Annotated in this window: 24 protein-coding genes; 21 read left to right on the forward strand and 3 right to left on the reverse strand. The window is 43.7% G+C overall.

Annotation, left to right across the window (positions count from 1 at the left end; translation table 11 throughout):
• The 6 genes from AB3329_RS03715 (at position 1) to ileS (ending at position 6,323) form a co-directional block, all read left to right on the forward strand.
• The gene (locus AB3329_RS03715) at positions 1-672 is read left to right on the forward strand and encodes a YggS family pyridoxal phosphate-dependent enzyme (protein ID WP_368394405.1); all 672 of its coding nucleotides are present in this window, start codon (positions 1-3) and stop codon (positions 670-672) included.
• Positions 673-684: 12 nt separating this feature from the next.
• Positions 685-1,260, forward strand: a complete 576-nt coding sequence (locus tag AB3329_RS03720) for a cell division protein SepF (RefSeq protein WP_368394406.1) — start codon at positions 685-687, stop codon at positions 1,258-1,260.
• A gap of 6 nt (positions 1,261-1,266) precedes the next feature.
• Positions 1,267-1,521 carry a YggT family protein gene (locus AB3329_RS03725; protein ID WP_368394529.1) on the forward strand — a complete coding sequence of 85 codons (255 nt, stop codon included), beginning with the start codon at positions 1,267-1,269 and terminating at the stop codon, positions 1,519-1,521.
• Positions 1,521-2,312, forward strand: a complete 792-nt coding sequence (locus tag AB3329_RS03730; RefSeq protein ID WP_438272891.1) for a YlmH family RNA-binding protein — start codon at positions 1,521-1,523, stop codon at positions 2,310-2,312. The genes AB3329_RS03725 and AB3329_RS03730 overlap by 1 nt, the downstream gene beginning before the upstream one ends.
• Positions 2,313-2,322: 10 nt before the next feature.
• Positions 2,323-3,111, forward strand: coding sequence for a DivIVA domain-containing protein (locus AB3329_RS03735; protein WP_067063317.1), 789 nt, complete (start codon positions 2,323-2,325; stop codon positions 3,109-3,111).
• A 419-nt stretch (positions 3,112-3,530) separates the two neighbouring features.
• A complete protein-coding gene (gene ileS, locus AB3329_RS03740) occupies positions 3,531-6,323 on the forward strand; it encodes an isoleucine--tRNA ligase (RefSeq protein ID WP_368394408.1) in 2,793 nt (930 codons plus the stop codon).
• 192 nt (positions 6,324-6,515) lie between these two features.
• On the opposite strand, the gene AB3329_RS03745 is transcribed toward ileS, so the two are convergent.
• Positions 6,516-6,815, reverse strand: a complete 300-nt coding sequence (locus AB3329_RS03745) for a DUF1827 family protein (RefSeq protein WP_368394409.1) — start codon at positions 6,813-6,815, stop codon at positions 6,516-6,518.
• A gap of 56 nt (positions 6,816-6,871) precedes the next feature.
• Positions 6,872-7,333, reverse strand: a complete 462-nt coding sequence (locus tag AB3329_RS03750) for an NUDIX domain-containing protein (RefSeq protein ID WP_368394530.1) — start codon at positions 7,331-7,333, stop codon at positions 6,872-6,874.
• Between the two features lie 392 nt (positions 7,334-7,725).
• Between AB3329_RS03750 and AB3329_RS03755 the strand changes: the two genes are divergently transcribed.
• Entirely contained in the window at positions 7,726-9,771 is a 2,046-nt protein-coding gene (locus AB3329_RS03755) for a DUF2079 domain-containing protein (protein ID WP_368394410.1), read from the forward strand.
• A gap of 514 nt (positions 9,772-10,285) precedes the next feature.
• Here the strand turns inward: AB3329_RS03755 and AB3329_RS03760 are convergent.
• The gene (locus AB3329_RS03760; RefSeq protein WP_368394411.1) at positions 10,286-12,547 is read right to left on the reverse strand and encodes an ATP-dependent Clp protease ATP-binding subunit; all 2,262 of its coding nucleotides are present in this window, start codon (positions 12,545-12,547) and stop codon (positions 10,286-10,288) included.
• Positions 12,548-12,771: 224 nt separating this feature from the next.
• On the opposite strand from AB3329_RS03760, the gene argF reads away from it, so the two are divergent.
• The 14 genes from argF (at position 12,772) to AB3329_RS03830 (ending at position 24,748) form a co-directional block, all read left to right on the forward strand.
• Complete coding sequence (argF, locus tag AB3329_RS03765) at positions 12,772-13,752, forward strand: ornithine carbamoyltransferase (RefSeq protein ID WP_368394412.1); 981 nt, start codon at positions 12,772-12,774, stop codon at positions 13,750-13,752.
• Positions 13,753-13,831: 79 nt separating this feature from the next.
• The gene (locus tag AB3329_RS03770; protein WP_067063289.1) at positions 13,832-14,062 is read left to right on the forward strand and encodes a YkuJ family protein; all 231 of its coding nucleotides are present in this window, start codon (positions 13,832-13,834) and stop codon (positions 14,060-14,062) included.
• Between the two features lie 582 nt (positions 14,063-14,644).
• The gene (locus tag AB3329_RS03775) at positions 14,645-15,325 is read left to right on the forward strand and encodes an amino acid ABC transporter permease (RefSeq protein WP_368394413.1); all 681 of its coding nucleotides are present in this window, start codon (positions 14,645-14,647) and stop codon (positions 15,323-15,325) included.
• A gap of 6 nt (positions 15,326-15,331) precedes the next feature.
• On the forward strand, positions 15,332-16,066 hold the full coding sequence (locus AB3329_RS03780; RefSeq protein WP_368394414.1) for an amino acid ABC transporter ATP-binding protein: 735 nt from the start codon (positions 15,332-15,334) through the stop codon (positions 16,064-16,066).
• Between the two features lie 71 nt (positions 16,067-16,137).
• Positions 16,138-16,614, forward strand: a complete 477-nt coding sequence (locus tag AB3329_RS03785) for a FeoA family protein (RefSeq protein ID WP_368394531.1) — start codon at positions 16,138-16,140, stop codon at positions 16,612-16,614.
• Positions 16,611-18,761 carry a ferrous iron transport protein B gene (gene feoB / locus AB3329_RS03790; protein ID WP_368394415.1) on the forward strand — a complete coding sequence of 717 codons (2,151 nt, stop codon included), beginning with the start codon at positions 16,611-16,613 and terminating at the stop codon, positions 18,759-18,761. Before AB3329_RS03785 ends, feoB begins: the two co-directional genes overlap by 4 nt.
• Before the next feature lie 17 nt (positions 18,762-18,778).
• Complete coding sequence (locus tag AB3329_RS03795) at positions 18,779-18,931, forward strand: FeoB-associated Cys-rich membrane protein (protein ID WP_368394416.1); 153 nt, start codon at positions 18,779-18,781, stop codon at positions 18,929-18,931.
• A gap of 104 nt (positions 18,932-19,035) precedes the next feature.
• Positions 19,036-19,899, forward strand: coding sequence for a bifunctional methylenetetrahydrofolate dehydrogenase/methenyltetrahydrofolate cyclohydrolase (locus AB3329_RS03800; protein WP_368394417.1), 864 nt, complete (start codon positions 19,036-19,038; stop codon positions 19,897-19,899).
• Entirely contained in the window at positions 19,889-20,734 is an 846-nt protein-coding gene (locus AB3329_RS03805) for an NAD(P)H-hydrate dehydratase (RefSeq protein WP_368394418.1), read from the forward strand. Before AB3329_RS03800 ends, AB3329_RS03805 begins: the two co-directional genes overlap by 11 nt.
• A gap of 322 nt (positions 20,735-21,056) precedes the next feature.
• Entirely contained in the window at positions 21,057-22,385 is a 1,329-nt protein-coding gene (gene xseA, locus AB3329_RS03810) for an exodeoxyribonuclease VII large subunit (RefSeq protein WP_368394419.1), read from the forward strand.
• The gene (locus AB3329_RS03815) at positions 22,375-22,605 is read left to right on the forward strand and encodes an exodeoxyribonuclease VII small subunit (RefSeq protein WP_368394420.1); all 231 of its coding nucleotides are present in this window, start codon (positions 22,375-22,377) and stop codon (positions 22,603-22,605) included. The genes xseA and AB3329_RS03815 overlap by 11 nt, the downstream gene beginning before the upstream one ends.
• Complete coding sequence (locus AB3329_RS03820; protein WP_368394421.1) at positions 22,605-23,471, forward strand: polyprenyl synthetase family protein; 867 nt, start codon at positions 22,605-22,607, stop codon at positions 23,469-23,471. The genes AB3329_RS03815 and AB3329_RS03820 overlap by 1 nt, the downstream gene beginning before the upstream one ends.
• Complete coding sequence (locus tag AB3329_RS03825; protein ID WP_368394422.1) at positions 23,464-24,291, forward strand: TlyA family RNA methyltransferase; 828 nt, start codon at positions 23,464-23,466, stop codon at positions 24,289-24,291. The genes AB3329_RS03820 and AB3329_RS03825 overlap by 8 nt, the downstream gene beginning before the upstream one ends.
• A complete protein-coding gene (locus tag AB3329_RS03830) occupies positions 24,278-24,748 on the forward strand; it encodes an arginine repressor (protein ID WP_368394423.1) in 471 nt (156 codons plus the stop codon). Before AB3329_RS03825 ends, AB3329_RS03830 begins: the two co-directional genes overlap by 14 nt.
• Positions 24,749-24,755: the final 7 nt, after the last annotated feature.

Here is a 24,755-nt window from a genome sequence, read left to right on the forward strand (position 1 = left end):
ATGAACTTACAAAAAAATAAAGATCTTATTTTCCAGCAAGTAGCAGCTGCTGCTCAAGGAGCTGACCGTTCGGCTGACAGTGTGTCTGTTATTGCTGTAACAAAATATGTAGACAGTGATGTTATCAGGCAGCTTATCAATACCGGGGTCAGCCACATCGGAGAAAACCGGGTTGATAAGTTTCTTGCTAAATATGAACTTCTTAAAAGTACCGGTGTTACATGGCATTTGATTGGCAGCCTGCAGCGGCGCAAAGTCAAGGATGTTATCAATTATGTAGATTATTTTCATGCTTTGGACAGTGTCAAGCTCGCATCTGAAATCCAAAAACGGGCAGAAAAAACGATTAAATGTTTTTTGCAGGTTAATATTTCCGGTGAAGAGAGCAAGCATGGCTTTAGGGTTGATGATGTGGAAGAAGCACTGCAACAGATAGCCCAGTTTGACAAAATAGAGCTGGTCGGTCTCATGACAATGGCGCCTCAGGCGGCTTCTGATGCGGAGATTAACACTATCTTTGAACAAGCAAATAAACTGAAAATAGCTTTACAGAATAAAAAAATAAAGAATATGCCCTTTACAGAATTAAGTATGGGGATGAGCGGTGATTTTAAACTGGCTGTCCGCAATGGTTCAACATTTGTACGGATTGGCACTGCCTTCTTTGAGTAAATGGAGAGAATAATGGCCCTTAGAGATAGATTTGATAAAATTATTTCTTATTTTGATACTGATGAGGTGAGTGATGTTGAGGAGACCGTGGAGCAGGAAGCACCTGTTCCCAGACAAGCTCAGCGTCCGCAGTCTTCTGCTGCCAGACCTCGTCCGCAGCAGGCAGCAAGCAGAGAACAGCGGCCTACAGCCCGTCCGCAGCAGCCGACCCGCCGCGAAGCTCATGACTCTTCGGTTCGGCAGATAAGTGAGGAACGGCAGGTAAAAAATCAAGAAACAGAGGAAATCAAGACCACTATTGTTTTGAAATATCCTCACAAATATGAAGATGCTCAGGAAATTGTTGATTTGCTAATCAGCAAAGAATGTATATTAGTGGATTTTCAGTATATGCTGGATGCCCAAGCCCGCCGTTGTATTGATTTTATTGATGGTGCGAGACGGGTCGTCGACGGTAACCTTCAAAAGGTTGGCAGTTCAATGTTTTTGCTGACACCTTCCAATGTTGAGGTTGATGTTGATGCTTTAAATTTTGCTCATAACAATGGGCAGGATTCTAATTTTGATTTTGATATGAAGAGACGTTAATAAATGATTATATTTTTAATATCGGTTCTTATCAGACTGGTGCGTATTTATTCATATATTTTAATCGCTTATGCCTTGCTTTCATGGTTCCCTGGGGCTTATAATACTTGGCTCGGCAGGCTCTTGCAGCAGCTTTCAGAACCCTTCCTCAAGCCCTTTCGGCAGCTGAATCTACAGTTTGCAGGGCTTGATTTTACAATCTGGGTTGCTGTTATCAGTCTGAACCTAATCAGCCAGCTTATTATTTCGATTCTTATTTAATAATGATAGATAAAGCGATACTTCAGCATTTTAAACCTGATGAATATCAGTTTATCGAGAAAGCTACAGATTTGACGGCTAAAGCGCTTGATACTTACAGTCTGCAGCTGTCAGAATTTTTAGATCCCAGACAGGTTTTTATTCTCAAAAGTATTGTGGGACAGACAGAATTAAACTGTTTTGTTTCCAGCGATTACTATCCTATGGAATATGCCAGAGTTATTATAGCACCGGACTACTATGTTTTTGATTTTCTTGACTTTCAAATCAGTTTGTTCGAAATCGTTTATAATAGCAAATTTAATCAGTTGACCCATGCTCAAATTATGGGCAGCCTGCTTCATCGTTTGGGAATTAGGCGAACTGTCATAGGTGATATTGTTGTGGAGCCCGGACGGGCTCAGCTGATGGTGGACAGCAGTATGGCAGCTTACTTTTTGACAAATGTAACAAAAATTGCTAAAGTAACTGTAAAGCTAAAAGAAACTAGCTTTGATAAACTGATTCACTCTCAGCAGGAAAGTGAAGAAACTGATATCTTGGTATCCAGTATGCGTTTGGATAAGATAATTGCAGCAGTCTTAAAAATTTCTCGCAGCCAGGTCCTGAAATTGGTTGAAGCCGATAAGGTGAAGGTTAATTATGCTTTAGCCGGTAAGAGCTCAGATCTTTTAAAAACTGATGATTTAGTCAGTGTCAGAGGTTTTGGGCGCTTTACTCTTGTGAGGGAGAATGGTCTTTCTAAAAGCGGGAAGCATAAGTTGACAGTGAATAAAATGATACATAAATAAGGAGGCCCGAATGGCACTTACAGCACTTGAGATTAAGGATAAAACATTTAATACGAGATTTCGCGGTTACGATGATGAAGAAGTGGATGAGTTCCTTTCTATCGTCGTTGATGACTATGAGGAGCTGGTCCGTAAAAATCGTGATCAGGAAAATAAGATTAAAGAATTGGAAGAAAAACTGGCATATTTTGATGAAATGCGCGAATCTCTCAGTCAGTCCGTTATTTTAGCACAGGAAACGGCTGAGAAAGTCAAAGCATCTGCCAGCAATGAAGCCACTAATGTGGTCAGCAAGGCCAACTATGATGCTCAGCACTTGATTGATGAGGCAAAATCAAAGGCTAATGAAATTCTGCGCGATGCGACCGATGAAGCTAAACGTGTTGCTGTTGAAACAGAAGATTTGAAGCGCCAGAGCCGTGTCTTTCATCAGCGCCTGATTGCAGCGATTGAAGGTCAGCTCGGTTTGGCTAACTCACCGGAGTGGAATGATTTGCTGCAGCCTACCGCTGTTTATCTGCAAAATTCAGATGCTGCCTTTAAAGAAGTTGTCGAAAAGGTTCTTGATGAACATGTTTCCGACATTGATGATACAGGTGTTTTTGATGCCACACGCCAGTTCACTCCTGAAGAAATGGAAGAGCTGCAGCGCCGTGCTGATGCAGGCAATAGGCAGCTGGCAGAAGCTCAGGCAGCTGATCAGTCAGCCGTTATTGATACGTCCAGCGAGAGCGACAGCCCGTCTGGTGAAATCAATCTGAGCGAAACACAAACGTTTAAACTTAATATTGAGGAATAAAGAAAAACAGAAGCACAGCTGATACTTTTCAAGCGAGCAGGGGACGGTGTAAGCCCTGCAGTCTCTGGGCTGTCAGCTTATCATTTTCTGATTTTTTGTCTGAAAACTTACTTAGGGTAAGTCGTAAGACAGAAGGTGTGCCTGCCTTACGGGTCAAAAGGGAATTTGTTTTGGATGGAAACTATTCAAAAGGATTCTAAATTAAGGTGGTACCGCGAGCTCTCGTCCTTTGAAGATGGGAGCTTTTTTATGTTTTTTAAAACTGCTGTGGTGCTGCGGCTGAGAGGACATTTCTGGTTAAAGCCATCCGTCCTGCAATTACGGTAAGAGTGATAGCCGCCATTTTTGATTTTTCTCTGATGGCTTTCATTCTTGATAGCCCGCATTATTATTTTGATATGATTCTATAGGAGTGTAGCATGAAATTAAAAGAAACCCTTAACCTTGGAAAAACAGCTTTCCCAATGCGCGCCGGTCTGCCTAATAAAGAACCGCTTTGGCAGCAAAAATGGGAAGAAGCAGAACTTTATAAAAAACGTCAGGAGCTCAATGCCGGCAAACCTGATTTTCACCTTCATGACGGCCCTCCTTATGCCAACGGGAATATTCATCTAGGTCATGCCTTAAATAAAATTTCAAAAGACATTATTGTCCGTTCAAAATCAATGTCTGGCTTTTCTGCCCCATATGTGCCGGGCTGGGATACACACGGCCTGCCAATTGAACAAGTACTGGCCCAAAAGGGTGTTAAGCGCAAAGAGCTGGATTTGGCAGATTATCTGCGGATGTGCCGTGACTACGCTCTGAGCCAGATTGATAAACAGCGTGATGACTTTAAACGTTTGGGCGTTTCTGCTGATTGGACAAATCCGTATGTCACCTTGACTCCTGACTATGAAGCGGCGCAAATCCGTGTTTTTGGTGCAATGGCAGACAAGGGTTATATCTATCGCGGGGCAAAACCGGTATATTGGTCTTGGTCCTCAGAATCTGCCTTAGCAGAAGCTGAAATCGAATATCATGACATTGATTCGCCGTCTCTTTACTATGCCAACCGCATAAAAGATGGGAAAGGGATTCTTGATCAGGATACTTATATTGTAGTCTGGACCACAACACCGTTCACCATAACGGCTTCACGCGGTTTAACGGTTGGGGCGGATATAGACTACCTGCTTGTACGTCCGGAAGGATCAGAACGCAAATATGTGCTGGCTTCAGCTCTGGTTGACAGTCTGGCTGCCAAATTTTCCTGGGAATCGTATACGGTTTTAGCAACCTACAAAGGGACGGAACTGGAGCTGATTGTGACCGAACACCCTTGGGATAAAGATGTCGAAGAACTGGTCATTCTTGGCGACCATGTGACACTGGATTCCGGAACAGGGGTTGTCCATACGGCACCAAGTTTTGGTGAAGATGACTACAAAGTCGGGGTTGAATATAATCTGGATGTTGTTGTGACTGTTAATGAACGCGGTATAATGAATGATTTAGCCGGATCGGATTTTGCTGGCCAGTTCTATGATAAGGTTCTGCCGACAGTTAAGGAAAAACTTGGCGACCTCCTCTTAGCCAGCGAAGTGATTAATCACTCTTACCCCTTTGACTGGCGGACGAAAAAGCCGATTATTTGGCGTGCCGTACCTCAATGGTTCGCATCAGTATCAGATTTTCGTCAGGATATTCTGTCTCAGATCGAAAAGGTCAATTTCCATCCATCTTGGGGGAAGACTCGGCTTTACAATATGATTCGCGACCGCGGAGACTGGGTTATTTCACGTCAACGTGTCTGGGGTGTCCCTCTGCCGATTTTCTATGCTGAAGACGGTACAGCGATTATGACTAAAGAAGTGACTGATCATGTTGCCGATTTAGTAGCAGAACACGGTTCTGCTGTTTGGTGGGAACGTGAAGCCAAGGACCTCCTGCCTGAGGGATTCAGCCATCCCGGCTCACCTAACGGACAGTTCACGAAGGAAACCGATATTATGGATGTTTGGTTTGATTCAGGTTCCTCTTGGAGCGGAGTGATGCAGGCAAGAGATGGCCTTAGCTATCCGGCAGATCTTTATCTTGAAGGGTCTGATCAATACCGTGGGTGGTTCAATTCATCGCTGATTACCTCAGTAGCAGTCAATGGTCAATCCCCATATAAAAATCTCTTGTCTCAAGGTTTTGTACTCGACGGCAAGGGTGAAAAAATGTCTAAATCAAAAGGCAATATTATCTCACCAAATAATGTTGCCAAACAATATGGGGCAGAAATTCTGCGCCTTTGGGTGACTTCTGTTGATACGGATAATGATGTCCGGGTATCAATGGATATTTTGGGGCAAGTATCAGAGACTTACCGTAAAATTCGCAACACTCTGCGTTTTCTGCTTGCTAATACGAGCGACTTCAATCCTAACCTCCATACTGTAGCATTTGCTGACCTGCGCCCTGTCGATAAATACATGACCGTTAAATTCAATCAGCTTGTTGCCGGTATTCGAGAAGCTTATGATGCCTATAATTTTCTGGATATCTACAAGGCCGTTGTCAATTTTGTAACGGTTGACTTATCAGCCTTTTATCTGGATTTTGCTAAAGATGTTGTTTACATTGAGGCAGCTGACAGCAAAGCCAGAAGGCAGATGCAGACTGTTTTCTACGATATTTTGGTCAAAATTACCAAGCTTCTGACACCGATTCTTCCGCATACAGCCGAAGAAATCTGGTCTTATTTAGAATTTGAACCGGAAGAATTCGTGCAGCTATCAGAAATGCCTGAAGCCCAGCATGTTCCTGACCAAGATGCTATTCTTGAACAATGGGAAGCCTTTATGACGCTGCGGACACAGGCTCAAAAAGCACTTGAGCTGGCCCGAAATGATAAAATTATCGGTAAATCACTTGAAGCTCATTTAACCATTTATGCCGGTGAAGAACACAGAGTTTTGCTTGATTCACTGGACAGCGATTTGGCACAGCTTTTGATTGTTTCACAGCTGACAGTAAGTAAAGAACCAGCACCGGCAGAAGGTCTTGCCTTCACAGGTGTGGTTTTTACAGTTGAGCATGCTCACGGTTCAGTGTGCGATCGCTGCCGGCGGGTTGATGAAACAGTCAGGGACCGGTCTTACAATGCTTTCATTTGCGATACATGTGCGCAGATTGTTGAAGAAACCTTCCCGCAGGCTGTGGCACAGGGCTTTTCAGATAAATAAGAAGGGGATACATACTACAGACTGCTGGAGATATTTTGAAAACTTCCCTTCTCAAAAAAAGTCTGAGATACACTAAGTGTCTCAGACTTTTTAAGTATATCCTAGATCTGAAGTGCGATCCTTTGTATCTCCGTTCCTCGGTGAATCCAATAGTGTTTCTCAAGACTGATAATCATGAGGGACAGCCTGCTGTTATTTTGTTGGGAAAGAAATCTCAATCAAATTAGCTGTATGCAATGTCTTTAGCTGATCAAAAAGGACGGTCGATTCATCAATTTTACGCTTGAGGAAAAATTCGCGGATAGCTTCCAGTTCGCTGTCTTTGATTGCCCGATATTTATTAGTAATCAAAATTTCATAGTGTTTAGGAGCCTGTGTGAAAATGACATCTGTATTGCCGGCAGAATAGACTTCCACCAATTTTGCATCTGTATTTTTTAATTGATTTTTTACTAATTCCGGATGACTGCTGGTTGTGTTTATAAGTCTCATAATCGTCCTCCTCAAGTCCTTTTTTCTATTATAGCATGTTTTTTCTTAAAAAAATGCTAGCTTGATGAATTGCCGTGTTTTTTTTGCCATTGCCTGACTCCCCATTTATGGCTGCCGCGTTTTAATTTTTTTTCAGCTTCTTCAATAGGAAACCAAGCAATTTGATTAAAATCTTCTAAGGGGTCTGCTGCCTGCCGGAAGTGAGTGATCTCATAAATATAGGCAGGATTATAAAAATAACTGTCTCGGTGGCGTGAATAGAAATATTCATCTGCCTGACCGTAATATTCCCCAATATCTGCCGTAAAACCCAGTTCTTCAAGAAGTTCCCGTTCTAAAGCTTCTTTGTGATTTTCACCGGCTTCAATTTCGCCGCCCGGTAAAAACCAAGCGCCATTGGGAGCCTGAACGAGTACGATAGCATCCTTATTTGCGTTGGGGATAACTGCATAAACGCCGTAGCGTGTTTTATAGTCTGCCTGTTGTGCTGTTTTATCGCCAAAAATCGGAATTGTCATCATGCCTTCCTCCCTTTGGTTTATTATACTAAAAATTTGAGGAAAATGCTCCTCATATGGAAGAAAGACTTGAGACAAGTTAGAATTTGGCTGTTTAAACCAGCAATAATTTTTTGGTCGGTCTCCAAAAACATAACACTAGCAGACCTTATCCTATTTTTAACAGTCTGCATTTAATGTTAGAAAACGAGCTAACTTCTAAGAAAAATGGTAAAATAAAGAGAAAATATTTTTATAAACGGTCAACCTGCTTGTCATTTACAAACCGAACAGAGAAATATTTTCGGATTTGAAAAATTTCGCTTAGGTCAGTCCTTTAATCCTTATGAGGAAGCGGTATTTCACCGGCAAAGGGCTTAAGAATAAGCAGATTGTTATGGAGAAGAGACTAGATGTTTAACTATTTCACTGAAAGAAAGACGCTGATGACTTGGCTTTTGTATCTGGTAAATGCCTATTTGCTCTATGCTGTTTGGAGCATGTTTTTACTTTCTGCAGATGCACTTTTTTTGCAGCCTCTGCCGGCTCTTTCTGTAGCAGAAGTGTTTCTGCTTATCTTAGCCTTCAGTCTGGGACAGGGCTATTTGAGTATGCGATTTGCTGCATTTAACCCCAATCTTGTTTTTACGGGACTTATGTCTGTCTATCTGGTTCTAGGTATTTATAAGAGTCCTTCCCCCTTGCTTTTCTGCGCTTTCTTCCTCTTGGGGCTGGCAGCCTATTTCAAGCTGTTTTTAACTAAGGAAAGTCTCTCTTATATTATTCCTGCCAGTCTTTTGCTGACTTTCCCTCTGATGCTTTACCGTCTCTATCATCCCCTGTCTGTAGATCTTAAGCATTTTGTTATTGAGGCGGAGAAATGGGACAGCAACCAGCTTTGGCTTCTGTTTTTGGCGGGTGTTTACGCCCTGTGTGCCTATTTTTTACTGAATGGCGCTGGAGAAAAGCTGAAAAAGGGACTCTTTTCGTTGGCCAATAAAGAAAAGCAGCTCTACCGCTTAGTTGGTTTTATCGGTCTGGTTTATGTTTTTTATCTATGTTTGGTTGTTGCATATAAAGCAAAAACGCTGTCGGTATCAACCTTCGATATTGGTATCTTCTCGCAGATGTTTGAGAGTATGCGTCGCAGCCTGACACCCATGACAACCTTGGAGAGAGACAGGCTCCTGTCACATTTTGCCGTGCATATTTCCCCCATTTATTACCTTATGCTGCCTGTTTACAGCTTGTTTCCTTATCTTGAAACTTTGGAAATTTTGCAAGTTCTGATTGTATTTTCAGGGGTTATTCCGCTGTATTTCTTGTTAAAACACCTACAGTTACCTGATTTTGCCCGACCTTTACTTTTGCTTTTATTTATGCTGACACCGGCAATGACAACGGCCGGCTCCTATCACCTGCATGAAAATTGCTTCTTGGTTCCCTGTCTGCTTTGGCTGATTTATGCGAATATTAAGCAGTGGCGCTGGCGGCTGCTGCTGGTGGTTTTGCTGACACTGATGATTAAAGAAGATGCCTTCATTTATGTTTTTGCAGTCGGCCTGTATTTTCTTTGGCAGAACCGTTTTTCTCAATCTTCTGGATCCAAGCCTTTTCTTGTTTTCTGGCAGCTGCTTTTTCCTTTGTTTTATTTTGCTTTCAGCGTTTTTGTCTTAACGCACTATGGAGAGGGACTTTTGGTCAGCCGGTTCGATCTGCTGGACGGACAAGACGGGCTGTGGGGGGCTTTTAAAACAATTTTTCTGAATCCTACCTACATTTTTGCCAGTTTTTTCACCCAGCATAAATTACAGTATCTTTTCCTTTTATTTAGCGGGTTGGCCTTTTTGCCTTTAATGCAAAAGAGATGGGAGAATTATTTTCTGCTTTTGCCTCTGGTAGCTATTAATCTGCTGTCAAATTATGATTATCAAACCGATTTTGGTTTTCAGTACAGTTACGGCAGTACTGTTTTGGTCTACTTCATGACTTTATTGGCTTTGGAAGGTCTCTTTATTGATTGGCAGGAGAAGGGGCAGACACATTTTACAGTTTCCAAACGAATTTTATCCTTTATTCTGACAGCTTTGCTGTTTTCCTCAGCGATTCTTTACAGTTACACAGGCAGCTGGTACAAAGATATCCTGTATTACCAGCAAAATCGGGATAAATTTACTGCTATCCACCAGACTTTAGCTGCACTGCCTGAAGAGAAAAAAATACTGGCGCATTACTCTTATACTGTTGATTTGCGCAGAACTCGAGAACTTTATGATATTTTTTATCATAACAATCAAGAGTTCGATTCTTCCGTCGATTTAGTTGTAACCCCACGCTCAACTGTAGAAAATCAGGAAACGACGACAGAAGCTACTATCGTTAAACTTTATATGGAAAAAGGCTATACAGAAACAGCAGCATCAACAAAAGACGTCCTGATTTTGGAAAAAACAAAATAACACCAAGAAACAAAGCCCGTTTAAAGAGCAAAGCAAAAATAGTAGCCTGACCGCCGAGTCACTAAAGACTTAAGGGAGGGCTGTCTTTTTTGCACAGCTCTTAGGGCGTGTTTAATTTCACCAAGAAACAAAGCTCGTTTAAAGAGCAAAGCAAAAATAGTAGCCTGACCGCCGAGTCACTAAAGACTTAAGGGGAGGGCTGTCTTTTTTGCACAGCTCTTAGGGCGTGTTTAATTTCACCAAGAAACAAAGCTCGTTTAAAGAGCAAAAGGAAAATAGTCTGTGATTTCGTCTGTGCCCCCTGTCAGGACGGCTAGAAGGGGGCAACAAAGATTTTGCTTCCCAATCGCTTCTAACCTATTTCTGCATACAAGATGTCTGCGGCTGTTTGATGTTCAAACTGCTTATCTTTAGATTACTGTCAGCATTAGCTAATTTAAGAAAAAATCCCGCTCTGGATTGAGAATGTTCCCAATCCAGAGCGGGATTTTCTGTTTGTCAGAATGAATGCTTTTTATTCAGCAGAGACAGTTTCACTTGGTGTTTCCACTTTTTTGGCAGATTTAATCACGATTTTGCCATTGCCGGACATGACTGCCTTAAGATTTTTTTCGGTTGGATTTTCCAGGTAATAATCTGTAATCGCATCTTCGATGTTTTCCTGAATTGTGCGGCGAAGCGGACGAGCACCCATTTTTGGATCATAGCCCAAATCAACCAGCTTTTCTTTTACCTTATCGGTGACATCAAGATGAATCCCGCTGTGGCTGAGCCGAGCATTAACATCATCGAGCATCAAATCAACGATGTGCAGCAAGTTGTCCTTATCAAGCGCTCTAAATTCAATGATACCATCGAAACGGTTCATAAATTCCGGGCTGAAGAAATTGCTGAGCTCTCCCAAAACAGAATTAGTCCGTCCTTCTCGGGCTGCTCCGAAACCAACATTGGCTTCAGTGCGGCCGGTACCTGCATTTGAAGTCATGATAATGATAGTATCTTTAAAGCTGACTGTCCGGCCTTGTCCGTCTGTTAAGCGTCCGTCGTCAAGGACTTGCAGGAATGTATGCAGTACATCCGGATGAGCTTTTTCAACTTCATCAAGCAGAATCAGTGAATAAGGGTTTCGGCGGACCTGTTCTGTCAGCTGTCCGGCTTCTTCATAGCCGACATAACCTGGAGGGGCTCCGACCAGTTTAGCAACAGAATGCTTTTCCATATATTCCGACATATCAAAACGAATCATGCTGTCTGCCGATCCAAACAGTTCTATTGCCAGCTGTTTGGAGAGCTCTGTCTTACCGACACCGGTAGGACCGACAAAGAGGAAAGAACCGATAGGGCGGTTAGGTGTTCCTAGACCGACCCGGTTTCGGCGGATAGCCTTGGCAATTCGCTCAACAGCATCATCCTGACCGATAACATGGGCTTTTAAATCATCAGCAAGACTGATAAGCTGTGACTGTTCTTTTTCTTTTAAATCCCCGACCGGAATATTCGTTTTTTGCTCAACGATGGCTTCAATCGTCTTTTCAGTGATAACAGGGACATCCTGCTCATCAACCTTTTGTTTTTGCATTTCCTTATATTTGGCAATCTGATCGCGGAAATAAGCAGCCCGTTCATAGTCTTCATCACGTGTAGCCTGTGCTTTCAGGTTTTCTGCTTCAGTCAGGCGCTGATCGATTTCTTTAGGATCAACAAAATTCAAGGTTAAGTTCATCTTAGAACCGGATTCATCAAGCAGGTCGATGGCCTTATCTGGTAAGAAGCGGTCTTGGATGTAACGGTTTGAAAGAAGAGCAGCAGCTTCAATAGCATCATCGCTGTACTTAACATGGTGATAGTCTTCGTATTTCTTTTGGATACCTTTAAGAATAGTAATGGTTTCAGCAACAGAAGGCTCGTCTACCTTAACCGGCTGCATCCGGCGTTCCAGAGCAGCATCTTTTTCAATAATGCGGTATTCCTTAAGTGTGGTGGCTCCGACTAACTGCAGCTCTCCTCGAGCCAAAGCCGGTTTGAGAATATTTCCAGCATCCATATTGCCGTCACCTGCAGAGCCGGCACCGACAATTTCATGAATTTCATCAATGAAGAGGATAACATCCTGACGCTTGCGAATCTCTTCCATAAGTTTTTGCATGCGTTCTTCAAATTGGCCGCGAATACCTGTTCCTTGAACAAGGCTGACCACATCCAGGCGGATAACCTGCTTGTTTTTCAGTTTTTGCGGAACATTGCCGTCAACAATCTTTTGAGCCAGACCTTCAACAACAGCTGTTTTACCGACCCCGGGCTCACCGATAAGCACAGGATTGTTTTTAGTGCGGCGATTGAGGATTTCAATGAGCCGGACAATTTCTTCATCGCGTCCGATTACAGGGTCAATATCACCTCGGCGAGCAATTTCAGTGACATTGATACCATATTCTTCTAACAGGCCGTTTGGCTGCTGAACTTGCGGACCATTCGGCCGTCCGTTATTGCCGCCTCCGCCTCGGCCGCCCCCAGCCTGTGTAGGAGGCGTGTTGGGGAGCTGCCCGTTGAAGGCTCGGAAATTGTTTAAATCGCCAAAGAAATCATCAAAGAACGGATTGCCTGGATTGCTTTGATCCTGAGGCTGTTTGTTGAGACCACCTAAAATCGTATTGTTAGGGTCAGTTTTCATGATTTGGTAGCAGTTCTGACACAGATCAACTTGTCTTTGCTTACCATTAACATTTGTATATAAGTGAATGGTTGCTTCATTTAGATTACAATTTTGACAGAGCATAAAATAACCTCCCTTGTCATTTTCAATTCGTTTAACCTTGTTTAGTCAAAGATGGTCAAACTTTATATTCATATTATAACACCCCATAAAAAGAATTCAAGTAAAAAGTTTAAAAAATTTAGCACTTTATCCATGAGAGTGATAAAAAATTTTTTCTCAAAAAAACTTGCCAAAAAATGTATAATAATGTAAAATTAATTGTATAAAAATACAGGAGAAAAGCAATGAATGCACCCCTATCTTTTTTAAAAGAGGTTGATTTCAGTAAAGAAGAACTCTTGGAGCTGATTGATTTGAGCCTTCATTTTAAACAGCTAAAAAAAGAGAAAACCCCTCACCATTATTTAGAAGGCCTCAATATTGCTCTTATCTTTGAGAAAACCAGCACACGGACACGGTCGGCCTTTACTGTCGCCGGACAGGATTTAGGTATGCATGTTACTTATCTTGGTTCGGATGAAATCCAGCTTGGCCGCAAGGAGTCTGTTGCTGATACGGCTAAAGTTTTGGGTTCAATGTTTGATGGCATTGAGTACCGTGGTTTTAAACAGGAAGATGCGGAAACTTTGGCTCGCTATGCCGGAGTGCCTGTTTGGAACGGTCTGACTGATACATGGCATCCGACCCAGATGATTGCTGATTTTATGACTTTAAAAGAAGTCTTTGGTTCTTTAGAGGGTCTGCATATCGCTTATGTAGGTGATGGCCGCAACAATGTGGCACACTCGCTTTTGGTTACAGCAGCTATTTTAGGAGTTAATATTACGATTATTGCCCCCGCTTCACTGCAGCCGGAAAAGGAAATTGTTGCGCTTGCTGAGCAGCATAATAACGGGGCTCTTATCAAGATTACAGATGAGCTTGAAGCTGTTGAGGGAGCCGACATGCTCTATACAGATGTTTGGGTATCTATGGGAGAAGAGATTGATTTCAAGGAGCGGATTGACTTGCTGCTGCCCTATCAGATCAATGCAGAACTTCTTGCAAAAACAGGTAAAACTAATACTGTTGTGATGCACTGTCTGCCAGCTTTTCACGACCGTAAAACAGAGATTGGCTTGAGTCTCTATGAAAAATACGGCCTTGCTGAGTTGGAAATTACAGACGACATTTTCCAAAAGCACAGTCCCATTATTTTTCAGGAGGCAGAGAATCGTCTGCACTCAATCAAAGCTATAATGTACTATTCCTTAAAAGAAGGATAAAAGAGAGCATCTTTTCCTGTGAGTTTAGGCTTATTTATGTTAAAATAATAAAGGATAATAAACTTATAGGAGAATAGTCATGGAATCACACTTAGTGAGAATTATCAATCGTCTTGATTTAATGGCGACTGATGGTGCCAATCTTAAACGTAATTTTGAACGCGATGGTGTTGTTGTCGCAGAAGTCTCTTTCAGTAATGAGCCAGAGGCTGGTCCGGTTTTTACCTTACGTGATGTTGAAGCGCATGAGACCTACTCATTTGATAGTATTGATCTTATTGCAATGGAAATTTATGACTTATTGTATTAAACCATAAACAAGGGTCGGAACATTTGTTCCGGCCCTTTTCATTGGGATTTTAGACCATGTTCAATTAGCAAGATACAAAGGCCGTATAAAAATCTGTATGAAAATAGGGGATGGCAAGTGATGCTGGCATCACGCTGACAGCCATCTTTTTCACTAAGATTTTAGGCCGTGTTCAATTCATCAAGATACAAAGCCCGTTAAAAGAGCAAAGCAAAAATGACGGTAAGTCCGAAATCTTTGATTTCGCAGACGCCCCTCTGCCAGGACGGCTAGAAGGGTGCGGTCGGCCGCAGGACGACAAAGCCTTCAGACGGCTACGGCTGACGGTAAGTCCGAAATCTTTGATTTCGCAGACGCCCCCTGCCAGAACGGCTAGAGGGGTGCGGTCAGCTCTTAAGGTACCAGTCTGGGTAGGTTTTCCTGTTTGAAAAAGTCTGTCAGTATAAGGCGCTGCTTGCTTATTTCTCTGAGAAAATACTTTTTGAAAACTAGACAGTTCTTATTCCGTCATTATTTGGTGGATTGTATGTTTATTCAATTAATGGTATAATAAAACAAAATGACAGTATAGAGGAGAAGATAATGGATTTTTCGTTTTTGCCGACCTACTGGGCTTATTTTAATTATGGTGTTTTAGTGACCATTATGATTTCAGCCTGTGTGGTATTTTTTGGGACAATTATCGGTATCTTAGTTTCCCTGCTCAAACGCACTAATATAAAGGTATTTGACTGGCTAGCCAGTTTCTATGTTTGGGTTTTTCGCGGTACGCCAATGGTTGTGCAGATTATGATTGCTTTTGCCTGGATGCATTTCAGCCATGTACCGACAATCGGCTTTGGTGTGCTGGATTTGGATTTCTCCCGTCTGCTTCCGGGGATTATTATCCTGTCTCTTAACAGCGGAGCTTATATTTCTGAAATCGTACGGGCAGGGATTGAGGCTGTGCCTAAAGGTCAGCTTGAAGCCGCATATTCGCTGGGTATTCGTCCGGTGAATGCTATGCGTTATGTTATTTTGCCGCAGGCTTTTAAAAATATCCTTCCGGCTTTGGGGAATGAGTTTATTACAATTATTAAAGACAGCTCGCTTTTACAGACTATCGGCGTTATGGAATTGTGGAACGGCGCTCAGTCGGTTGTGACGGCGACCTATTTGCCAGTCAGCCCGCTTTTGTTCGCTGCTTTTTACTATTTAATGGTGACAACAGTCATGTCGGCTCTGGTTAAAAGACTGGAGAACCGGATGGGACAAGGGAGGTAAGGACTGATGGCAGAAACACTGATTTCAATTAAGAATCTTCATAAATATTTTGGAAAAAACGAAGTGCTGAAAGGGATTGATCTGGATATCAAACAGGGGGAAGTCGTTGTGATTATCGGACCTTCCGGATCGGGGAAATCCACCTTTTTGCGCACCATGAATCTTCTTGAGCTGCCGACTAAAGGCACAATCAGTTTTGAAGGTGTGGATATTACGGATAAGAGCAATGATATCTTTAAGATGCGGGAAAAGATGGGTATGGTTTTTCAGCAGTTCAATCTTTTTCCAAATATGACAGTGCTTGAAAATATTACCTTATCTCCCATTAAAACTAAAGGGTTGGCCGGTGATAAGGCAAAGGAAAAGGCTTTTGAACTGCTGGCAAGAGTTGGTTTGCAGGATAAGGCGGAGGCCTACCCGGCCAGTTTGTCCGGCGGCCAGCAGCAGCGGATTGCTATAGCACGGAGTTTAGCGATGGATCCTGATGTCCTGCTTTTTGATGAGCCCACATCAGCTCTTGATCCGGAAATGGTAGGAGAGGTTCTGTCTGTTATGCAGGATTTAGCAAAATCGGGTATGACAATGGCTATTGTAACCCACGAGATGGGCTTTGCCAGAGAAGTTGCGGATCGTGTTCTCTTTATGGATGAGGGGATCATTGTTGAAGAAGGGAAACCGGAAGCGATTTTTGAAGCAGCTCAGGAAGAGAGGACACGGGACTTTTTAAGCAAAGTTTTATGACGACTAATAAAAAACGCTTGATATTTCTGGCGTTTTTTGAGTTTTAAACTGCAGAAGGGGGGATGAGTCAATTGATTTTGAAAAATGGCACTGTCAGAGTTCCTTATCAAATTATTAGTATTGATCTGCCTGAAGAAAGTGTCAGATATCTGTCTAACTTAGGGGTAAAGGTAGGGGGTCGACTGGAGCTGGTTTCTAAAACGAAAACAAGTGCGATAGTGATGTTAAAGTCCAGCCGCCTTGCTTTTGATGCTTCTATTTTAAGTAAAATTAATGTAGCTGAAATAGAGAATAAGCAGTTAAAGATTCCCTTATCGCAGCTAAAGGCAGGGGAATCTGCTTACATAGCTGATATTCATACAGTTGGTGAAGCTAAACGCCGGTTAATGGATATGGGGCTGACCCGCCATACAAAAGTCTATTTAAGAAAGCGGGCTCCGCTTGGCGATCCGCTTGAACTTAATCTGCGAGGCTATGAACTGACACTGAGAAAATCAGAAGCACAGATGATCAGTGTGGTTAAATTAAATGATAAGGAGACAAGATGACTGAAGTTGCGTTAATTGGCAATCCCAACAGCGGTAAAACCAGCTTGTTTAATCTGCTGACAGGGACAAATCAGCATGTGGGAAACTGGCCGGGAGTCACTGTCGAGCGCAAGAGCGGCAGGGCAAAAGGGAATAAAGAGATAAGTGTGCAGGATTTACCCGGTATTTATTCCATGTCACCTTACAGTCCTGAGGAAAAGGTAGCCAGAGATTATTTGCTGAGCCATCAGGCTGACAGCATTTTAAATGTTGTGGATGCGACAAATCTGGAGAGAAATCTTTACCTGACCACTCAGTTGATTGAAACGGGGATTCCAGTCACCATTGCTCTTAATATGAGCGATGTTCTGAAGCAGCAGAAAAAAACGATTAATCTGGAAAAACTGTCTTATCAAATGGGAGTTCCGGTTGTAGCTACCAGCGCTTTAAAAAATACTGGCACGGTTAAGGCTCTGAATAAAGCCTGCCAGATGACTAAAGCAAGTGTTGAGACAATTCAGTATCCACTCTATGACAGCAAATTTGAGGCGGCTGTCGCACAAATTATTGAGGTGCTGGGGAATACTGTGCCGACAGCTTCCCAACGTTTTTATGCTATTAAACTTTTTGAACGAGATCAGCTGGTTATGGCAGAGCTGGATTTATCTGATTTTCAAAAGAGCGAAATTGCCGATATCATCAGGATAACAGAAGATATTTTTACAGAAGACGCAGAAACCATTGTTATTAATGAGCGTTACGCTTTTATTGAACGTGTCAGCAAGATGGCTCAAAGTCAGGACAGCCATTTTAAAATGACCCTGTCTGATAAGATTGATAAAATCGTTACAAACCGGCTGCTGGCCTTACCTATTTTTGCTTTGGCCATGTTTGTGGTCTACTATTTATCTATTCAAACAGTAGGGACAATTGGCACGGATTGGGTCAATGATGTCCTTTTTGGGGACTATATTCCATCTGCTGCAGCATCTTTTCTTGCTTACTTGCATGTAGAGGCTTGGCTGATTGATTTGATTGTTGATGGGATTATCGCCGGTGTAGGAACCGTTCTGGGTTTTTTGCCTCAAATTTTTGTGCTGTTTATTTGTCTGGGAGTTTTAGAAGATATCGGTTACATGAGTCGGATTGCTTTTGTTATGGATCGGATTTTCAGGCGTTTCGGGCTGTCCGGAAAATCTTTTATTCCTATGCTGATTGCAACAGGCTGCGGAGTTCCGGGAATTATGGCCAGCCGGACAATTGAAAATGAACGCGACCGCCGTATTACAATCATGACAGCAACTTTTATGCCTTGTTCGGCCAAACTCTCAATTATTGCCCTCATTGCCGGTGCCTTTTTCCCCGGCAACCCTTGGATTGCGCCCAGTGCCTATTTTTTAGGTTTCGGAGCTATTATTTTATCGGGAATTGCCCTTAAGAAAACACGCCTTTTAGGCGGTTATGCCAGTCCTTTTATTATGGAACTGCCAGCTTATCATCTGCCTAAAATCACGGCTGTCTTCCGCTATGCTTTTGGTAAGGCTTTAAGCTTTATTAAACGCGCAGGAACGATTATTTTCACCCTGACTGTTTTCATATGGTTTACCTCTTCCTATAATTTTTCTCTGCAGGCTGTATCTGCAGAGAAGAGCATTTTAGCCGGTCTGGGTCATACGCTGTCCTGGGTTTTTGCACCTCTTGGTTTTGGTAATTGGAAGGCAACAGTTGCTGCGCTAACCGGTCTTGCTGCCAAGGAAACAGTCGTCGCAACTTTTGGGGTGCTCTATCATAATCCCGGAGCAGAAGAGGGGAGCCGTCAGCTTTGGCAAAGTCTGCAAGGCGATTACAGTTCTCTGGCTGCTTATTCCTTTTTGGCTTTTAATCTTCTGTGTGCCCCTTGTTTTGCTGCGATTGGGGCTATTAAACGGGAGATGGGGCTTTTGAAATGGACACTTGCGGCCATCGGTTTTCAAACAGGGCTGGCTTATGCGGTCAGTTTGATGATCTATCAGTTTGGGCTTGTCCTCTTTTATGGTCAGCCCTTATCAGCTTGGAGTATAGTCGCTATGGTTTTACTGTGTTTGCTGCTGTACTTTGTCAGCAGAAAACCTCGGCAGTTTAAAGAAAAGATAATCAGCATTGATAATTTGGGAATGGTACAGGAATAGCTTGGAAAGGTGAAAAGATGTCAACAGTGATTATTGCCGGTCTGATTATTTGGGCCGTATGGATGAGTTTGCGCCGTTATATTAGACAGAAAGGGTCTTGCGGGGACTGTGACTGTTCCTGCCCGGTGAAGGAGGAAATGCAAAAAGCAGCCGGACAAAGATCGAAATAACTGCCTAATCTAAAGGATAAGAGCCCTTTCAAATACTTTTTCAGAAAGCAAGTGTTTCAGGTGCTGTTTTTTGATATAATAGAAAAAAATGAGATGGAGTTTATATGGCAAACATTATTGATGGTAAGGCTTTAGCCTTGAAAATGCAGTCTGCTTTGGCTGAAAAAGTGAAACAAATGAAAAGCAGATACGATTTAGTTCCGGGTCTTGTTGTCATTCTGGTTGGGGACGATCCTGCCAGTCAGATTTATGTGAGAAATAAAGAACAGGCTGCTCTTAAAGCTGGTTTTCGCAGTGAGACAATCCGCTTGTCCGAGGGAGCCAGTGAAGAGGAGCTGATTGAAATTATTAATCTCTACAATGCCGACCCGGCTTTTCATGGTATTCTGGTTCAGCTTCCTCTGCCGCAGCATATTAATGATAAAAAAATTATACTGGCTATTGACCCGCACAAAGATGTTGATGGCTTTCATCCGATGAATACCGGTCATCTGTGGAGCGGCCGTCCGGGCATGGTGCCTTGTACTCCGGCTGGAATTATGGAGCTGCTGCATGAGTATGAAGTTGAGCTGGAAGGCAAGCACGCTGTGATTGTCGGCCGTTCAAACATTGTCGGCAAGCCTATGGCCCAGCTCCTTTTGGATAAAAATGCAACAGTGACGCTGACCCATTCAAGAACCAGACAGCTCCCCGACATGGCCAGACAGGCTGATATTCTGATTGTTGCAATCGGCAGCGGCCACTTTGTGACCAAGGATTTTATCAAAGATGGAGCGGTAGTGATTGATGTCGGTATGAATCGAAGCGAAAGCGGTAAGCTTATCGGTGATGTTCAGTTTGAACAGGCTGCAGAAGCAGCCAGTCTGATTACGCCGGTCCCTGGAGGAGTGGGTCCTATGACGATTACCATGCTGCTGGAACAAACCTATCAAGCGGCGCTTAGAAGTGTGATGCCATATGATTATTGATCGGAGTTTTGCTGAAGAAGTGGTCCAGCCTCGTCCCCTTAAAAGCCATAAGGGGACTTTTGGCCGTGTTCTTTTGGTGGGAGGAAATCCTCCTTACAGCGGAGCGGTCATCATGGCAGCCTGCGCTTGTGTTAATAGCGGCGCCGGTTTAGTCTCTGTTGCGACGGATCAGAATACGATTTCGGCCTTGCACAGTCAGCTCCCAGAGGCGATGGCCTTTACTATGGCAGATAAAAAACAGCTCCAACAGGAGCTGTTGCGTGCAGATGTGGTCTTGATTGGTCCGGGTTTGGGAGAAGATTATCTGGCTCGGTGCAGTCTTGAGAAGGTTTTGAATGGAATCGGTCCGCAGCAGACTTTAATTATTGACGGGTCGGCGCTGAATCTGCTGGCTGAAAAAGAAGATTACAAGTTCCTGCCGCAAAAGCTCATTCTGACCCCTCATCAGAAAGAATGGGAACGGCTGTCCGGTCTTGCAGTTGAAAAACAGACGCCCAATGAAAATCGGGCAGCACTGGCTCATTTTCCTTCTCAGACGGTACTGGTCGCTAAGTCTCATCAAACGGTGATTTACGGCCCGGACAGCCAAGTCGGCGAGCTGACTGTCGGCGGTCCTTATCAGGCAACAGGAGGTATGGGAGATACCTTGGCCGGTATGATTGCCGGTTTTGTAGCTCAGTTTTCTGTTTCTTCCTTTGCTGCAGCAGCTGCTGCAGCATATCTGCACTCTGCGATTGCCGATCAGCTCAGCCAAACAGCTTATGTTGTTCTGCCGACCCGTATCAGTCAGGAACTGCCGGGAGCTATGAAAAAACTGTCAATGAAAAATTATTAATACCGGCTTTGTCGGCTCTAAAATGATTTGATTTTACTGCTCAGCCTGATTGTCGTTCATAGGCAATCAGGCTTTTATATTAAGAAATCAGAACTTACAGTAAAAGTATAAAGCAACCCTTGGGATGTCTGCCGGCTGCTTAACTCTTTTTACCGCCTTTTCTGCTATTTTTCTGCAAAAATGCTATAATGGTTTTACCTATTTATAAATGTAAAGAAAGGCTTTGGGCACAGCAAAAAGCAGTTTATGATGTGGGAACGAGCAGGTCAGTGTTTCTGCCTTTCCTTATAAATGTTTTGCTTTTGCCGTGCCGGAAGAACTTATGGCAGATTACTTATCCGTATCGTCTTTAACTAAGTATTTGAAGCTGAAATTTGACAGGGATCCTTATTTAGAGCGGGTTTATCTGACTGGTCAGGTTTCTAATTTTCGAAAGCGGCCGGCTCATCAGTATTTTTCCTTAAAAGATGACAAGGCTGTTATTCAGGCTACCATGTGGGCCAGTCAGTTTAAAAAGCTTGGGTTTGATTTAGAAGAGGGCATGCAGCTCAATGTCATTGGACGCATTCGGCTTTATGAACCCGGCGGTTCTTATTCTATTATTATTGAAAAAGCAGAGCCTGATGGTCTGGGAGCTCTGGCTGTCCAGTTTGAGCAGCTTCGAAAAAAGCTGACAGCAGCCGGTTATTTTGCTGCAGAACATAAGCAGCAGCTGCCGCGCTTTGTTAAAAAGATTGGTGTGGTTACCAGTCCGAGCGGAGCGGTTATCCGAGATATCATTACAACTCTGTCCAGACGTTTTCCTGGCGTAGAGCTTCTCCTTTTTCCTACCAAAGTGCAAGGAGAAGGAGCCAGCCAGGAGATTGCAGCTAATATCCGGTCAGCTAATGAGCGATCTGACTTAGACTTGCTCATTGTTGGCCGCGGGGGCGGCTCGATTGAGGACCTTTGGGCTTTTAATGAGGAAATTGTTGTTGAAGCTATTTTTGCTTCCCGCCTGCCGGTTATCTCCAGTGTCGGTCACGAAACCGATACGACTTTGGCGGATTTTGCAGCGGATCAGCGGGCAGCAACACCGACAGCTGCAGCTGAGTTGGCAACGCCTGTCACAAAGACCGATCTTGTCTCTTGGCTGTCAGAAAACAGGCAGAGGGCTTATCAGGCTGTCAGCAGGCAGATAAGGCAAAAGAGGGATAGATTGGCAGCACTGACCCATTCAGTTGTTTTTCGACAGCCGGAGCGTCTTTATGACCGCCAAATGCAGCAGCTGGACAGGCTGACTGCTGCTATGTCGGCCGCTGTGCAGCAGCAGTACAAAGAAACTTTGCAGACAGAGCGTCTGCTCAAGCAGCGCTTGCAGTCTGTGGGCTTAAGTGAAAAAATCGGCCGTTATCAAGAAAAGCTGGAGCAGCTTAACCGCTTGCTTATGAGCAAGACGACTGCACTTTATGAAGCTCAGGCAGCTAAATTTGAAAAAGCTCAGGCTGCCCTTCTGTCCTTGGACACCAAACGGATTATTGCACGCGGCTATGCCCTTGTTCAAAAAGATAAGCAGCTTGTAGTCAGTGTACAAACTGTCAAAAAAGGCGATCAGCTGCAGGTTGAACTGAAGGACGGCCTTTTAGAAGTTGAGGTAAGAGATGTCAAATAAAGAGAAAATAAATGAAAAAACCTTCGAAGAAAATCTTAAGGATTTAGAATCCATTGTCAGCAGACTGGAAAATGGGGATGTTCCTTTGGAAACTGCCATTGCTGAATTTCAGGAAGGCATGCGTTTGTCAAAACAGCTGGAAAAAACGCTGCAGGATGCAGAAAAAACGTTGGTCAAAGTCATGCAGGCTGACGGAACAGAAAAAGAGATGGATGCCTAATGGATAAAATTCTTAAAATCAATCAGACTATCCAATCCTATTATCAAGAGGGGGCTGTATCCCCAGACTTATCTCAGGCTCTTCTTTATTCTCTGGAAGCCGGCGGTAAGAGGCTAAGGCCTGTCTTACTGCTGCAGATACTTGAGGGCTTCGGGCTGTCTCTGACTGACAGTCACTACCAAGTTGCTGCCAGTGTGGAGCTGATTCATACCGGCAGCTTGGTGCACGATGATTTACCTGCAATGGATGATGATGATTACCGGCGAGGTCAGCTGACCAGCCATAAACGGTTTGATGAGGCGACAGCTATTTTGGTTGGTGACAGTCTTTTTCTGGATGCTTTTGGTTTACTGGCTGCCGCAGATTTACCGGAAAAAACCAAGCTTTCTCTGATTTATGAGCTGTCAGCTGCTGCCGGCAGCTGTGGTATGGTCGGCGGGCAGATGCTGGATTTAAAGGGGGAAAAAAGACAGCTCAGGCTGTCAGAACTGCAAACTGTTCATGCGAATAAAACTGGGAAACTTCTGGCTTTTCCTTTTGTCGCTGCAGGTCTGATAGCAGATGCGAAAAATGATGTACAGGCAGAACTGGCCAAGGCTGGCTCCCTGACAGGCTTAGCTTTTCAAGTGCGTGATGATATTTTAGATGTGACGGCTGACTTTGCGGAAATCGGAAAGACTCCCCAAAAGGATCTGGCTGCCGAAAAAGCAACTTATCCCAGTCTATTAGGGCTGGATCAGTCTTACCGAATTTTGGAGGAAACTTTGGCAGAAGTAGAGACTATTTTTTACAATCTGGAGGAGAAGAATGGCTTTGCTGCCGGCCAAGTCTTAAAAACCATAGAAAGGTTAAAGCTTGATGCCTAAAGAAAGAGTGGATGTTTTGGCCTATAGGCAGGGCTTGTTTGATACACGCGAACAGGCCAGACGTGCTGTGATGGCTGGTTTAGTCCTGGCTGCTGACAACGGTCAGCGTTTTGACAAACCGGGCGAAAAAATAGAGGCCGACATACAGTTAATACGTAAAGGTGAAAAAATGCCTTATGTCAGCCGAGGCGGTCTGAAATTGGCCAAAGCCCTGCAGGTTTTCGCAATTGATGTCAAGGATAAAATAGCTCTGGATATTGGTGCCTCTACCGGCGGCTTTACCGACGTTCTGCTGCAAAATGGTGCGCAGCTGGTCTATGCCGTTGATGTCGGCCGCAATCAGCTGGTCTGGCAGCTCCGTCAGGATCCGCGCGTGCGCAGTATGGAACAGTATAATTTTCGCTATGCCCTGCCGGACGATTTTACAGAAGGAGAACCAGACCTTGCCGTCATCGATGTCAGTTTTATCTCCTTAAAGCTGATTTTACCGGCCTTGCAGGCCATTTTAGCAGATGGAGGGCAAGTTGTAGCTTTGGTTAAACCTCAGTTTGAAGCGGGCCGCAGCCAAGTAGGCAAAAAGGGAATCGTAAAGGACAAGACTGTGCATGCCGCTGTCTTAAGCACAATCACAGATTTTGCCTTAACCGGCGGCTTTACTATATCCGGACTTGACTTTTCTCCCATTCAGGGCGGTCAGGGGAATATCGAGTTTTTAGCCTATTTGCAGAAGGCTGCAAATCCAGTCAATCGGGTGGCAGGAGCGATACCAAAAGTAACAGAGCAAGCACATAAGGAATTTAGCAAACATGAAGAAAAGTGAACGTCTAGAACTGATTAAAAAAATTGTTTTAACCAATGAAATCGAAACCCAGCACGACCTGCTGGAACTCTTGGCTGCTGAAGGTCTGCGCCTCACTCAGGCGACGATTTCCCGTGATATGAATGAGATTGGGATTATCAAAATTCCTTCGTCAAAAGGCCCCTATATTTACGGTATATCTCAGGACAGCAATCAAAGTGTCAGCCCGCCCCCTAAACCGATAAAAAGTACTATCCTGTCGGTTTCTCAGCATACATCGGGTTTGGAGCATATGCTTTACCTTACCGTTGTTCCTGGGAACAGCCGCCTGATTAAACGTTTTTTACTGGAAGATTTTTCTGAGCTGATTTTCAGTGTGCTGGCCGATGATGACAGCCTACTTTTAATCGCTAAGGATACCGCTGCCGCCGATACCGTCCGCCAAAAAGTCGAAAACTGGATGACAGAGCAAGATTGAGAGGAAG

The organism is Streptococcus huangxiaojuni, from assembly GCF_040930515.1.
Classification (GTDB): Bacteria; Bacillota; Bacilli; order Lactobacillales; family Streptococcaceae; genus Streptococcus; species Streptococcus huangxiaojuni.